10 protein-coding genes and 2 pseudogenes are annotated in these 13,975 nt (G+C 72.8%); 8 read left to right on the top strand and 4 right to left on the bottom strand.

Annotated features, from left to right (window positions below):
* Positions 1-27: 27 nt before the first annotated feature.
* The 6 genes from DRB96_RS39115 (at position 28) to DRB96_RS39090 (ending at position 5,305) form a co-directional block, all read left to right on the top strand.
* Positions 28-966: an FKBP-type peptidyl-prolyl cis-trans isomerase gene (locus tag DRB96_RS39115; protein WP_112452660.1), complete on the top strand. Its 939-nt coding sequence runs from the start codon at positions 28-30 to the stop codon at positions 964-966.
* 47 nt (positions 967-1,013) lie between these two features.
* The gene (locus tag DRB96_RS39110; protein ID WP_112452659.1) at positions 1,014-1,391 is read left to right on the top strand and encodes an FKBP-type peptidyl-prolyl cis-trans isomerase; all 378 of its coding nucleotides are present in this window, start codon (positions 1,014-1,016) and stop codon (positions 1,389-1,391) included.
* Between the two features lie 143 nt (positions 1,392-1,534).
* Positions 1,535-2,497: a WYL domain-containing protein gene (locus tag DRB96_RS39105; protein ID WP_112454310.1), complete on the top strand. Its 963-nt coding sequence runs from the start codon at positions 1,535-1,537 to the stop codon at positions 2,495-2,497.
* A gap of 120 nt (positions 2,498-2,617) precedes the next feature.
* Complete coding sequence (locus DRB96_RS39100; protein WP_343234675.1) at positions 2,618-3,784, top strand: WYL domain-containing protein; 1,167 nt, start codon at positions 2,618-2,620, stop codon at positions 3,782-3,784.
* A gap of 116 nt (positions 3,785-3,900) precedes the next feature.
* Positions 3,901-4,623 (top strand): TetR/AcrR family transcriptional regulator, encoded by a 723-nt coding sequence (locus DRB96_RS39095; protein ID WP_112452658.1) that lies wholly within the window; start codon positions 3,901-3,903, stop codon positions 4,621-4,623.
* Between the two features lie 145 nt (positions 4,624-4,768).
* Positions 4,769-5,305: a GNAT family N-acetyltransferase gene (locus DRB96_RS39090; RefSeq protein WP_112452657.1), complete on the top strand. Its 537-nt coding sequence runs from the start codon at positions 4,769-4,771 to the stop codon at positions 5,303-5,305.
* Between the two features lie 69 nt (positions 5,306-5,374).
* On the opposite strand, the pseudogene pulA reads toward DRB96_RS39090, so the two are convergent.
* The 4 genes and pseudogenes from pulA to DRB96_RS39070 form a co-directional block, all read right to left on the bottom strand.
* Positions 5,375-8,869, bottom strand: a pseudogene (gene pulA, locus DRB96_RS39085) (pullulanase-type alpha-1,6-glucosidase); the annotation flags it as partial.
* A gap of 91 nt (positions 8,870-8,960) precedes the next feature.
* Positions 8,961-10,313 (bottom strand): annotated as a pseudogene (locus tag DRB96_RS39080) (DUF58 domain-containing protein); the annotation flags it as partial.
* A complete protein-coding gene (locus DRB96_RS39075; RefSeq protein ID WP_112452656.1) occupies positions 10,313-11,323 on the bottom strand; it encodes a MoxR family ATPase in 1,011 nt (336 codons plus the stop codon). The gene DRB96_RS39075 and the pseudogene DRB96_RS39080, both read right to left, overlap by 1 nt.
* Before the next feature lie 156 nt (positions 11,324-11,479).
* Positions 11,480-12,067 carry a carbonic anhydrase gene (locus DRB96_RS39070; protein WP_112452655.1) on the bottom strand — a complete coding sequence of 196 codons (588 nt, stop codon included), beginning with the start codon at positions 12,065-12,067 and terminating at the stop codon, positions 11,480-11,482.
* Positions 12,068-12,345: 278 nt separating this feature from the next.
* Here DRB96_RS39070 and rsmH point away from each other — a divergent pair, with 278 nt between their 5' ends.
* Together rsmH and DRB96_RS39060 are read left to right on the top strand one after the other, a co-directional pair.
* Positions 12,346-13,305 carry a 16S rRNA (cytosine(1402)-N(4))-methyltransferase RsmH gene (gene rsmH / locus DRB96_RS39065; RefSeq protein WP_112452654.1) on the top strand — a complete coding sequence of 320 codons (960 nt, stop codon included), beginning with the start codon at positions 12,346-12,348 and terminating at the stop codon, positions 13,303-13,305.
* Positions 13,302-13,811 (top strand): hypothetical protein, encoded by a 510-nt coding sequence (locus tag DRB96_RS39060; RefSeq protein ID WP_112452653.1) that lies wholly within the window; start codon positions 13,302-13,304, stop codon positions 13,809-13,811. Before rsmH ends, DRB96_RS39060 begins: the two co-directional genes overlap by 4 nt.
* Positions 13,812-13,975: the final 164 nt, after the last annotated feature.

Below are 13,975 nucleotides of genomic sequence, written 5' to 3'. Positions count from 1 at the left end.
TCCAGCCGTCTGAGATCTGAGGAACACGTGCGCCGACTTGCCGGCCTGCTTGTCGTACCCCTTCTGCTGCTGTCGACAGCAGCGTGTGGCGACAGCGGCTCCGACTCCGCCGAGACGAAGAACGGGGCGCCCGCGATCACGAAGGGTGCCAAGTTCGGGGAAGAGCCCACCCTGGCCAAGGGGAAGGGCACCCCGCCGAAGGAACTGAAGGTGGTGACCATCAGCGAGGGCGACGGCCCGGCGCTGAAGAAGGGCGATGTCGCCCAGGTCAACTACCTCGGCCAGGTGTGGGACGGCAAGGAGCCGTTCGACCAGAGCTTCGGCAAGGGCAAGCCGTTCGACGTGACCATCGGCGCCGGCCAGGTCATCAAGGGCTGGGACCAGGGCCTCGAGGGCAAGAAGGTCGGCAGCCGTCTGGAGCTCGTGATCCCGCCGGACCTCGGTTACGGCGCGCAGGGCTCGGGCGAGAAGATCAAGGCGAACGCCACGCTCGTCTTCGTCGTGGACATCGTCAAGGGCACCTCCATCCCGGCCTCGGCCAAGGGCAAGGAGATCCCGCAGGACAACAAGGACCTGCCCAAGGTCGGCGTGAACACGGACGGCAAGGAAGTCTCCGTGACCGTCCCGAAGGACGCGACGCCGCCGGCCAAGCTGGTCTCGGACTACGTCCTGGAGGGTGACGGCGCCGTAGTCAAGGACACCGACAACGTCGTGGTCAAGTTCAACGGCAAGACGTGGAAGGACGACAAGACCTTCGAAAGCACGTACGCCACGGACCAGTCCGTGACGTGGCCGCTGGAGCAGCTTTCGGTCAAGGGTCTGAAGGAAGGCCTGCTCGGCAAGAAGGTCGGCAGCCGCATCCTGCTGGTCATCCCGCCGGACGCGGGCTTCGGTGACAAGGAGCAGGGCACCATTCCGGCGAACTCGACGCTGGTCTTCAGCCTCGACATCCTCGCCGTGATGTAAGACTGTCCCGGTTGTCCCCCTGTTCGTGAGTTTTGAGGAGCAGTTCCGTGAGCGACAAGCTCGAGAAGCCCGAGATCGACTTCCCCGAGGGTCCGGTCCCCACCGACCTCGTCATCGAGGACATCTGGGAGGGCGAGGGCGCCGAGGCCAAGGCGGGTTCCCGCGTCTCCGTCCACTACGTGGGCGTGGCCTTCTCCACCGGTGAGGAGTTCGACGCTTCCTGGGGCCGCGGCGCGCCGCTGCAGTTCCAGCTCGGTGTCGGCCAGGTCATCTCCGGATGGGACCAGGGCGTCCAGGGCATGAAGGTCGGCGGCCGTCGCAAGCTGACGATCCCGGCCCACCTCGCGTACGGCGACCGCGGCGCCGGCGGCGCCATCAAGCCGGGCGAGACGCTGATCTTCGTGTGCGACCTGATGGGCGCCTGATCAGTCGTTGGTGAAGCCGTGGGGCCCCTGCCGTGAGGCGGGGGCCCTCGCTTTTGCCCTGGACCACCGGGGCGGTACGGTCAGCGGTCACGAGGGTGTGCGCGGGGACGCCTCTCGAAGGACCGGAAGGGCGGATGGGCTCGATGGCGATTGCCAAGGCCGAGCGGCTGATGAATCTGGCGCTGTGTCTGCTGGGGACCCGTCGGCCGCTGAGCAAGCGCGAGCTGCGCGGTTCCATCGAGGCCTACATGGAGGCCGGGAACGACGAGTCCTTCAACAGGATGTTCGAGCGGGACAAGGACGATCTGCGCGAGCTCGGCCTGGTCATCGAGACGGTCGAGAACCTGGACGGGGATACGGGCTACCTGGCCCGCCGGGACTCCAACCGGCTGCCGCCCGTCGCGCTGGACGCCGAGGAGGCCGCGGCCCTCGGGCTCGCCGCCAAGGTCTGGCAGCAGGCGCGGCTCGCCGGGGCCGCCAGCGGTGCGCTGCAGAAGCTGCGCGCCGGCGGCATGCCGGAGGCCTCCGATCCGTACGAGGGCCAGCACAGTGCCATCGAGCCCCGGATCCCGGTCCACGAGGCGGCCTTCGAGCCGCTGATGCTGGCCTGCCGCGACCGCCGGCCGGTGGTCTTCGACTACCGCAAGTCCACCGCCGCGCGTCCCGAGGCCCGTCAGGTCGAGCCCTGGGCCCTGGAGTGCTGGCGCGGCCACTGGTACCTGGCGGGCTTCGACCGCGACCGCGGGGCGGAGCGCGTGTTCCGGCTCTCGCGGATCACGGGGAAGGTCCGCTCGCGGGCGGCGAAGTACACCGCCGATGTCCCGGACGTGGTGACCGTGCGGGAGACCGTGGCGAGCTGGGCCGGGGAGAGCGCGGACCGCTCGGCGCTGATCCGGCTGCGTGCCGGGGCGGGCTATCCGCTGCGGGCCAAGGCCACGGCCGTGCGCGAGAGCGCGGGCGGGGCGGGCTGGGACGAGCTGGAGATCCCGTACGGGCACGGGCTGGACGCGTGGCTGGTGGAGTTCGGCCCCGATGTCGTGGTGCTGGAGCCCGCGGACCTGCGGGCCGACGTGGTGGACCGGCTGCGTGCCGTGGCCAAGGGCTGACCGGGCCGTGCCGGGCCGCGCGCGAGCGCGGACGGGCGCGTAGCCGTACGCAATCCGCGCGGGGCCGTGGCCGGCCGCGCGAATCCAGTGAGCAACGCCCTGAGGGGGAGACGTACCAGCATGGCTGCCAACGCCATCGACCAGACGCGCCGGATGCTGTCCCTGGTGACCTATCTGCGTGAGCGCCCCGGCGCGTACGTCGCCGACGTGGCCCGCGCCTTCGGGATCACCGAGGACGAGCTGATCTCGGACCTCGACGTGCTCCCCATGTGCGGGACCAGCTTCCGGGGCGGGGACCTGCTCGACATCGACACCGACGGGGAGCGCATCTGGTGGCGCAATCCCGACGCCTCGGGGGAGTCCACGGCCGAGCCGCTGCGGCTGGCCGCCGACGAGGCGACCGCGCTGCTGGTCGCCGCCCGCGCGGTGGCCACCCTGCCGGGGTTGCGCGAGAGCGACCGCGACGCCCTGCTGCGGGCCACGGCGAAGCTGGAGGCGGCGGCCGGCGAGGCGGCCGGGGCCAGCTCCCGGCTCTCGGTGACCTTCGAGTCCGAGGGCGGGGTCTTCGCCGATGTGGACCGGGCGATCTCCGAGCGGAAGCGGGTGTGGCTGCGCTACTACTCGCCGGCGCGCGACGAGCTGACCGAGCGCACCGTCGACCCGATCCGGCTGTTCGCGGTCGGGCACACCTACATGGAGGGGTGGTGCCACCTCTCCGAGGCGCGGCGCACCTTCCGTCTCGACCGGGTCGCGGAGATCCGGCTGCTCGACGAGCGCTCCGACCCGCCGGCCATCGAGCCGCGCGACCTGTCGGTGGGGCTGGTCCAGCCGGCCGCCGAGGACCCGGAGGTCGTGGTCGAGGTCGGTCCGGGCGGGCGCTGGGTCGCCGAGTACTACCCGCACGACAGTGCCGAGGAGTTGCCCGAGGGCGGACTGCGGATCACCCTGCGCAGCCCGGACCCGGCCTCGCTGCGCCGGCTGGCGCTGCGGCTGGGCCGCGAGGGGCGCATCGTGGCCCCCGTGGAGCTGGCGGACAGCGCGCGGCAGGCGGCCCGGGAGGCGCTCGCCGCCTATGAGGACACGGGTGTAGAGGTCAGGGGCGTCGAGGACACGGGCGCCGGGGGCCGGTCGAGACGGAAGGTGCGCCGCGCCTCGGAGAGGTGGCACCACCCCTCCATGGAGGCATCGTGTCAACTTCCCCAAGTGACGCCGGATCCCCGATCCGGCGTGAAACGAATCCGGCCGCACCCCTGCGGCAGACACCCGGAGTGGACTCCCCACGGCTAAACGCCCGTTAAAGCCGCAGGCCACAGTGGCCACCGCCCCCACCGGGGCGGCCACCGGGACGGTCACCGGGGCGTCCGCCGGGGGTGCCCGCCGGGTCGCGCAGTAGGGTGTCCCGCATGACAACCGGGGTGCGGCGCAGGATGGGTGTCGAGGAGCGGCGGCAGCAGCTGATCGGGGTGGCGCTGGAGCTGTTCAGCCACCGGTCGCCCGACGATGTGTCCATCGACGAGATCGCGGCGGCGGCGGGGATATCCCGGCCGCTCGTCTACCACTACTTTCCGGGCAAACTGAGCCTGTACGAGGCCGCGTTGCGCCGGGCCGCCGACGAGCTGGCGCTGCGGTTCGTGGAGCCGCAGGAGGGGCCTCTCGGTGCGCGGCTGCTGCGGGTGATGGGTCGGTTCTTCGCCTTCGTCGACGATCACGGGCCCGGGTTCTCGGCTTTGATGCGGGGCGGCCCCGCCGTCGGCAGCAGCCGGGCCAACGCGATGATCGACGAGGTGCGGCAGGCGGCGTACGAGCAGATCCTCGCGCACCTCGGCGTGGAGAAGCCGCCCGCGCGGCTCGCGCTCGTCGTGCGCTCGTGGGTCTCGCTCGCCGAGTCGACCGCGCTGATCTGGCTGGACGGCCGGAAGATCCCGCGCGGCGAGCTGGAACTGCAGCTCGTGCACGATTTCGCGGCGCTGGCCGCGGTCAGCGCCGCGTACGACACGGAGATGGCGGGCATCCTCGTACGGATCCTCGCGGACGAGCCGGCCGACGGGCCGTTCGGGGAGCTGGTGGGACGGCTGGTGGCGCTGACGCCGGCCCTGTACGGCACCACGGTGCCCGAGCCGCGCTGAACGAGCCGCGCCGCACGGCCCACGCTGAACGGTCCGCGCCGCACGGTCCGCGCTGAACGGTCCGCGCTGAACCGTGCACGTCGAGCGGAGCCCGTTGAGCGATTCCTGGGCGCTCCTTGATCAAATGGCGCGCAATAATGCCCGCGTGATCATTGACGACGGGATCTTGTTCCGGACGGCCGGGGAGAAGGACACGGGCACGCTCGTGGCGCTGTACGACCAGGCCGCCCGCTGGATGCGCGGGCAGGGCATCGAGCAGTGGAAGCCCGGGGAGAAGGACGCCGCGCACTTCCGGGCGATCATGCGCGAGGGCGAGGTCTGGCTGGCCTCCGACGGCGACGGGCACGCCGTCGGGGCCTACGAGCTGTGGTGGTCCGACGAGGAGGCCTGGGGCGTCCAGCCCCCCGTCGCCGGCTACGTGCACCGTCTGATGGTCGAACGCGAGGCCGCGCCCGTCGGGGCCGGCCGGCGGCTGCTCGAACATGCCGAGCGGCGCATCGCCAGGACCGGCCGCGAACGGGCGCGGCTGGACTGCGTCTCCACCAACCCCCGGCTGCTCGCGTACTACCAGGGCGCGGGCTACCGGGTGGTCGGGGAGTTCCCCCACAAGGTGGGCAAGGACGGGCAGGTGTACGGGGTGATCCTGCTGGAGAAGCGGCTCGACCAGCTCACGCTCGTCTGACGCGCACCCGTGCCGGCACCCCCACCGGCACCCGCGCCCCGTCCTGGTGCGGACCACCCCGGCCCCGGCTCACCCCCGCTTGAAGACGGCCGCCGTGCGGGCCGGGACCGTGAACTCCCCCTTCGCCGGGTCGTACGCCGCCTGCCGGGCCACCGGGTCGGCGCCCGCGGCCTGGACCGGGTGCAGGGCGTATCCCGTGCCCGCGAGGGCGGGCACGCGCTGGGCCTGGCCGGCCGGGGTGGCGTTGAAGACGACCACCAGGTCGCCCAGGGCCATCGTGATCACCCCCGGGGTCTCGGCAGGCCCGGAGAGCGGGAAGGCCAGCTTCGACTGGACCGCCTCGGACGTGGCGAGGGCGAAGGCCGGCTCCGTCGTGCGGATCCTCAGCAGGTCGCGGTAGGCGGCCGAGGCTCCGGTGATCTCCGCGCAGCCGGGGGTGGCGCCACCGGCCAGCAGCGGCTGCGCGTACGGCCACTTCGAGCGGTTGTCGGCCGCCGGGGGCAGACCGCGCCCGAAGCCGTTGCCGTCGCGGCAGTCCCAGTGGACGGCGTTGAACCAGTCGCCGCTGTCGTAGGAGTTGCGGTCCAGGGACTTGGAGCGCAGCAGGTCCGTGCCCGCCTGGGAGAGGGACGGCCCCTGGGAGAGGGCGGCGACCGACATCGCCAGGACCTGCGCGCGGGCCTGATCGACGGCCGAAGTGCCCTCGGGGAGCTTGTACTTCAGGGCGTCGTAGAGCGATTCGTTGTCGTGCGCGTCGACGTAGGCGAGCGCGTCGCCGGCGGCGGCCGCGTACCCGGCCGGGGAGCCGTTGTAGTCGATCTCGGAGCCCTTGGCCGCGCGACCCGTGGAGTCCGTGAAGGCGTACGAGGCGAGGTTGCCGGTCAGCCCGACCTTGATCAGGTCCTGGTCGTGCAGGAGCCGGACCCGCTGCTGCTCCGGAGTGCCGTTCGCCGGGGAGGAGTTCGGCGAGGTGAACAGGCCGGAGGCGAAGCCCTGTACGCGCGGGTCCTCGTCGAAGGGGCCGCCGCCGCGCACCGCGTCGCGAGCCCGGTCGGAGAAGGTGGCGATGCCGGTGCCGGCCATGTTCTGCTGGGTGGCCTGGACGAAGCGGGCGTCGTTCGCGACCTCGCCGAAGTTCCAGCCCTCCCCGTAGAGGACGATCTTCCTGCCGTCCACGCCGTCCTTGGCGACGGTCAGCGCGTCGAGGGCGGAGCGCACGGCCAGGATGTTGGCCTTCGGGTGGTGGCCCATGAGGTCGAAGCGGAAGCCGTCGACCTTGTACTGCTTGGCCCAGGTCACGACCGAGTCCACGACGAGGCGGCCCATCATGGCGTTCTCGGGCGCGGTGTTGGCGCAGCAGGTGGACGTCGCCACCGTGCCGTCGGCCAGGAGTCGCTGGTAGTAGCCGGGGACGATGCGGTCCAGGACCGACTTGTCGGACTGGCCGGACGCCACCGTGTGGTTGTAGACCACGTCCATGACGGTGCGCAGGCCCGCGCCGTTCAGGGACTGCACCATCCGGCGGAACTCCACCGTGCGCGCCGTGCCGTTCGGGTCGCTCGCGTAGGAGCCCTCGGGGACCGTGTAGTGCAGGGGGTCGTAGCCCCAGTTGTACGAGTCCTTCGCGGCCGCGGCCGCCACGCAGGCCTGCTGCTCCTGCGAGTCCGGGGCGTAGACCTTCAGGTCGCAGGCGGGCTCGGTGCGGTCGGCCGCCTTCTCCGGGATGGTGCCTATGTCGAAGGCGGGCAGGAGGTGGACGTACGAGGTGCCGGCGGCGGCCAGGTCGCGCAGGTGGCGCATGCCCGCCGAGCCGGTGTCCGTGAAGGCCAGGTACTGGCCGGGGCGGGTGGTGGTGCGGTCGGCGACGGAGAAGTCGCGGATGTGCAGCTCCTGGATCTGCGCGGAGGTGAAGGGGACGGCGGCGGGCTTCTTCAGGTCGCGCCAGCCGGGCGGGGCCAGCTTCGGGTCGGCGAGGTCCACGGCCAGGCTGTGGGTGGAGTCGGTGGTCAGGGCGGTGGAGTACGGGTCGGTGACGAGGTTGCGGACGATCTGTCCGGCGGCCGGGGCCCAGACGGTGACGGCGAAGCGGTAGCGCTTGCCGGTCCAACCGCGGTCGCCGCGCACCGACCAGACGCCGGTGGTGTCGTCGCGGCGCATGGCGACGGTGCGGCCGTCCAGTTCGAGGGCGACCTCCCGGGCCGTGGGGGCCCAGACGGAGAGGGTGGGGCGGCCGTCCTTGAAGACGGGGCCGAGCGGGGTGCCGTTCGCGTACAGGTCGTCGAGGACGCCCGCGAGCTGGACGCCGGTGGCGGCCAGGACGGCGCCGGCGGCGGTACGGGCGCTGGCGACGAGCTGGCCGCGCAGGGCGTCCCGGACCCGGTCGCGGTCGCGCGGGTCGACGGTGAAGGCGGCGTACGCGGCCAGGTGCGGGAACTTCTGCTTCTGCGCGGCGGTGAGCTCGGTCTTGGCCAGACGCAGCCAGACGGCGTCCTCGGTGCCGGTCAGGGTGCCGTTCTCCGCCTTGACCCTGCCGTCGCGGGAGGCGAGGAGCTGGAGGGAGGCGGCGGCGGGCGGGGCGTTCCAGGCGAGGGTGGTGCGGTCGATCCAGACGGCCTGGGCCTTGGTGAGGTCCAGGGCGGCGGCGCTGCCGGCGGGCTGCGGCAGGAGGTACTTGTCCTTGCCGCTCAGCATCCACACCTCGTGGCCGGAGGCCTTGAGGTCGAGGGACTGGTCGGAGGGGAGGTCCTTCTCGTCGCCCTTGTGGAGGATGTAGCTGAGGCTGGTGGCCCCGGCCGCGAGCGGGACCTCGTACACCGCGCCGTAGGAGTCGGTGCGGGTGGGGAGCAGCGGCTTGGACCACTCGGTCGGGTTCGCCGCGCCGGTCCAGACGTGCAGGCCCCAGCCGTCGTAGGCGCCGTCGGGGCGCTGGTGGTGCAGGACGGCCTTGGCCGTGTCCTGCGGCGGGTACGCGGGGCGCTCGGGGCGGGGGGCTTCCTTGCCCTGGTCGAGCCAGATCTCGCCGGTCTTGGTGACGTCGATGGTGCGGTCGGCCGCGACGTCCTTGTTGCCGTCCTTGTCGATGACGAGGTAGCCGACGCTGCTCGCCCCGGGCTTGAGCTTCACGTGGGCGAAGGCCCCGTACGCGTCGCGGCCGGTGAAGTCGTGGCCGGCGGGCCAGGGCGTCGCCTCGCCGTCCGCCAGGTCGCCCCAGGCGTACAGCCTCCAGTTCGTGTAGTCGCCGTCGGGGCGGTTGTAGTGGACGACGGCGTAGTCGCGCTGGGTGGCGGTGGGTACCTCGGCGGGCGGGGCCTGGCCGGCGGCCGAGGCGGCGAGGGCGCTCGCGGTGCGGCCGGCGGAGTCGACGACGACGGCCTTGTAGCGCAGCGGAGTGCCGGCGGGGGCGGTGACGTGCTGGGTGACCTTGTACGGGGCGTGGTCGGCGGAGCCGAGGACCTGCCACGCGGCGTTGCCGGTCTGGGCCGCGAAGACGACCCGGTTCAGGCCGCCGCCGGCGACGTCGGCGGTGAGCTCGACGGTGCCGGTGGCGCCGGGGGCCGGGGCCCTGGCTCTTATACACCTCTGACGCTGCCGACGAGCTACCTCCCCAGCCCCCCGCCGAACCCGAACCGCCGCCCGTCCCGATCGGGGCGTGGCCGGCCTGGCGCCACAGCTCCCCGAAGGCCACCCCGGGCGGGGCGGCCAGCGCGGTCCAGCCCGCGTCCCGCAGCCTGCCGAGGCGCTCCTGGAGCGGAGGCAGCCCCTGCGCCATCACTGAGGCCAGCCCGGGCGGCCGCCCGGACCAGTCCGCGGAGTCCAGTACGAACGCCACGGCCCCTCCGCTGCGGCGGCACATCTTGGCCGCCAGTTCCGTCTGTACGTCGTCCAGGTCTCCGAAGAAGGCGATGAGGAGCCCGTCACCGCCGGCTCCGCCGAAACCGCTGCCCGTCCCGCTGCCCCGGACCGCGTCGTACGCGCGGGACAGCCCGGCGCCGTCGGAGTGGGAGACCACCGCGAGGGTGTCCATCATCAGCCCCGCGGCCTCCGCGGACTCCTGCCCGCCGGAGGTGAAGCCGCCGCCCTCGCGGGGCACGCAGTCCCCGGTGTCGGTCAGCAGCCGCACCGAGAAGCCCTGCTCCAACAGGTGCACCAGGGCCGAAGCGGTGCCCGAGACGGCCCACTCGAAGGCCGAGTCGGGGCCGGCGCCCTCGAAGGCGAGGCGCCGGGTGTCCAGCAGCACGGTGGCCCGGCTGCGCTGCGGCTGCTCCTCGCGGCGCACCATCAGCTCGCCGTAGCGGGCCGTGGAGCGCCAGTGCACCCGGCGCAGGTCGTCGCCGCGCCGGTAGCCGCGCGGGATCACGTCGTCCTCGCCGGCCAGGGCCAGCGAGCGGCGGCTGCCGTCGCCGTAGCCGGAGGACTCGCCGGTGAAGCGGACCACCGGCAGCGCCTCGGTGCGCGGGATGACCGTGAGGGTGTCGTAGGCGGAGAAGGAGCGGGTCAGCTCGACCAGCCCGAAGGGGTCGGAGAGGCGCAGTTGCAGGGGGCCCAGCGGATAGCACCCGCGCAGGTCGGAGCGGACCCGGTAGGACACCTCGCGGCGGCCGCCCGGCTCCACCCGGTCCAGGACGAAGCGGGGCCGCGGGCCGAGCACGTAGGGCACCCGGTCCTGGAGCATCAGCAGGCCGGTGGGCATCCGGGAGGTGTTGTCCACGCGCAGCTGCACCCGGGCCTCGGCACCGGCGGGCACCCGCATCGGGTTCAGCCGGCGGCTGCCGGAGACCCGGTGGCGGGTGCGGTGCAGGGCCAGGACACAGATCAGCGGCAGTACGGCGAGCAGCAGGCCGACCCGGAGCAGCTCCGACTGGCCCAGGACGTACGCGCACAGCGCGGCCGCGACCCCGGCGGCCAGGAAGGAGCGGCCGCGGGTGGTCAGCCCGGCCAGCGACGCGCGGAACCCGCCGCCTTCCCGCGCGTCCGGGCCGCCGGCGCCGTGCGGGGCACCGGCGCTCATCAGAAGCCCCGGATGCCCGCGCCGGGCGGCATCTCGCCGCGCGCGGGCGCGGCCGGCACGGGGGTGCGCTGCAGGATGTCGGAGACGACCTGCTCGGCGGTGCGCCGGCTCAGCTGGGCCTGCGCGGTCGGCAGCAGCCGGTGCGCGAGGACCGGACCGGCCAGCGCCTGGACGTCGTCGGGCAGGACGTAGTCCCGGCCGGCCAGGGCGGCGGAGGCCTTCACGGCGCGCAGCAGGTGCAGGGTGGCGCGGGGCGAGGCGCCCAGGCGCAGGTCCGGGTGGCTGCGGGTGGCGGAGACCAGGTCGACGACGTACCGCCGGACCGGCGCGGCCACGTACACCTCGCGGACGGCCTCGATGAGCTTGACGATGTCGTGGGCGTGCGCGACCGAGGTCAGGTCCTCCAGCGGGGAGAGCCCGCCGTGCACGTCGAGCATCCGCAGCTCGGCGTCGGGGCTGGGGTAGCCGACGGAGACCCGGGCCATGAAGCGGTCGCGCTGGGCCTCGGGCAGCGGGTAGGTGCCCTCCATCTCCACCGGGTTCTGCGTGGCGACGACCATGAAGGGGGTCGGCAGCGTGTAGGTGGTGCCGTCGATGGTGACCTGGCGCTCCTCCATCGACTCCAGCAGCGCGGACTGGGTCTTGGGGGAGGCGCGGTTGATCTCGTCGCCGATGACGATCTGCGCGAAGATCGCGCCCGGCTTGAACTCGAACTCCCGGCGCTGCTGGTCGTAGATGCTGACGCCGGTGATGTCCGAGGGCAGCAGGTCCGGCGTGAACTGGATGCGCTGCACCGAGCAGTCGATGGACTTGGCGAGCGCCTTGGCCAGCATGGTCTTGCCGACGCCCGGCACGTCCTCGATCAGCAGGTGGCCCTCGGCGAGCAGGACGGTCAGCGCGAGGCGGACCACTTCGGGCTTGCCCTCGATCACGCTCTCGACCGAATCCCGCACCCGCTGCGCCGTGCTCGTCAGATCCGCGAGGCTCGCTCGGTCGTCATACGTGGTCACCTGGTTCTCCTCGACCCAATCCCAGGGCCGACGCGCGCATGGCACGGACCGGCCCACCCCGAAACACCTCAGAAAAGCGAGAGTGCGGACACCGGCCCGGAGGTCCTCCGGGTGACGTCTCCCCGCATTCTTGACGGCGTTGCGGTCCCGTGTCACTCACGAGGTGGGATCGATCTCCCTCAGGAGCCCGGTGTGCACGTCGAAGACGAAGCCTCGCACATCGTCCTTGTGGGGGAGGAAGGGGTTCGTGCGGACCCGCTGCATGGACTGGCGGACGTCCTGGTCCACGTCCCGGAAGGCCTCGACGGCCCAGGCGGGGCGCTGCCCGACCTCGTCCTCCAGCTCGTGGCGGAAGTCCTCGGTCAGGCTTTCGAGGCCACAGCCGGTGTGGTGGATGAGTATCACCGTGCGGGTGCCCAGCGCCCGCTGGCTGATGGTGAGGGAGCGGATGGTGTCGTCGGTGACCACGCCGCCGGCGTTGCGGATCGTGTGACAGTCACCAAGCTCCAGGCCGAGGGCGGCGTGCAGGTCGAGGCGGGCGTCCATACAGGCCACGACGGCCACGTGGAGGACGGGGCGGGCGTCCATGCCGGGATCGGTGAATTCCGCGGCGTAGTCGCGGTTCGATGCCACCAGCCGGTCGGTGACGGAACGGTCGCCGGTGACCTTGACGGCGGACTCGGCGGGCACGGGTACGGAAGTCGTCATGGGTACGACGTTAGTGGTCACAGCACGTCCGGGCATTGAGTGAGGGTGGACAAAGAAGGTCACGACGCCTTGTTGTGAGCTAACCCACAGGGGTGAGGGGCAGGCGCCCATCCGGGTGATTCGGGGCGTTCGCCGGTTCGTCGGGAGAGCGGCGCACGGCGCGCGGGGCGGTTCGTTGACCGCGGCGACCGTTGCACTAAAGTGACGCGAAACCGGCCGGAGCCCGGCCCGAAAGCGGCCGCCCGGCCACTTTGGTAAGACTCCGCGTGCGCGGCGCGGCGTATGCCTGCCGCGCCGTTATCTGAGAGGGCGCTTTGACTAGCGAGTCCCGACACGTCCCGGTGATGCTCCAGCGGTGCCTGGACCTGTTGGCCCCGGCACTGGAGAGGCCCGGGGCCGTCGTCGTCGACTGCACCCTCGGCCTCGGCGGCCACAGCGAGGCCCTGCTGACCCGGTTCCCCGAGGCCCACCTGATCGGCCTGGACCGCGACAAGGAGGCCCTGCGCCTCTCCGGGGAGCGCCTGGCGCCCTTCGGCGACCGGGCCACCCTCGTCCACGCCATCTACGCGGACCTGGCCGACGTACTGGACGGCCTGCGCATCCCCGCCGTCCAGGGCATCCTCTTCGACCTCGGCGTCTCCTCCATGCAGTTGGACGAGGCCGACCGCGGCTTCGCCTACGCGCAGGACGCGCCGCTGGACATGCGGATGGACCAGACGACCGGCATCAGCGCGGCCGAGGTGCTCAACACCTACGCGCCCGGCGAGCTGGTCCGCATCCTGCGCCAGTACGGCGAGGAGAAGCAGGCCAAGCGGATCGTGTCCGCCGTCGTGCGCGAGCGGGACAAAAACCCCTTCACCAACAGCGCGCGCCTGGTCGAACTGATCCGCGACTCCCTCCCGCAGGCGGCGAAGCGGACCGGCGGCAACCCCGCCAAGCGCACCTTCCAGGCGCTGCGCATCGAGGTCAACGGCGAGCTGTCCGGACTGGAGCGGGCCATCCCGGCCGCGGTGGACCGGATCGCGGTCGGCGGGCGGATCGCGGTGCTCTCCTACCACTCGCTGGAGGACCGCCTCGTCAAGCAGGTCTTCGCGGCCGGCGCGGCCAACACGGCCCCGCCCGGGCTGCCGGTCGTACCGGAGAAGTACCAGCCGAAGCTGAAGCTCCTCACGCGCGGCGCGGAACTGCCGACGGAGGAGGAGATCGCGGAGAACCGGCGTGCCGCGCCGGCCCGCTTCCGCGGGGTGGAACGGATCCGGGAGGCGCGGCTGTGAGTCCACGCGGGGGACGCTTCGGGCGGGTCCTGGCCGGGAGCCCGGCCGGACAGGCGGCGCGCACGCCGTTCGTCCTGCTGGTGGTCGCGCTGCTCGGCGGCGGGCTGATCAGCCTGCTGCTGCTGAACTCGGCACTGAACCAGGGCTCCTTCCAGCTGAGCAAGCTGCGCAAGGAGACCACCGTGCTCACGGACGAGGAGCAGGCGCTGCAGCGGGACGTGGACGGCTACTCGGCGCCGGACGCGCTGCAGCGGCGGGCGCACGAGCTGGGCCTGGTGCCCGGGGGCAGCCCGGTCTTCATCGGCCCGGACGGCAAGGTCGCCGGCGCCGCGTCCCCCGCGGCGGAGCCGCCCCCGCCGTCCGCTCCGCCGGCCTCGTCCGCACCGGCCGGAGCCGTACCCAGCCCGGCCGGCTCCCCGGCGCCGGCCCCTTCGGGATCGGCCACCCCCGCTGCGCCGCCGGCACCGGCCGGAGCGCCCCAGCCCTCCCAGACCCCTGGACGGTGACGCCGTGACACGCACCCCTGCGGGGCAGGTCCCCTCCCCGCCCTTCCCCCGTTCCCCGGGCGCAGCCCGGACCCGCCGGGCCCGGGCTGCGCCCGAGGCCCCGGGGCTCCGCCCCGGACCCCGGTCCTCAAACGCCGGACGGGCTGGAGCGGGCTCTGCCTCCC

This window comes from Streptomyces sp. ICC1 (assembly GCF_003287935.1).
GTDB lineage: Bacteria > Actinomycetota > Actinomycetes > Streptomycetales > Streptomycetaceae > Streptomyces > Streptomyces tritrimontium.
This window is presented reverse-complemented; position numbering and strand designations above follow the sequence as displayed.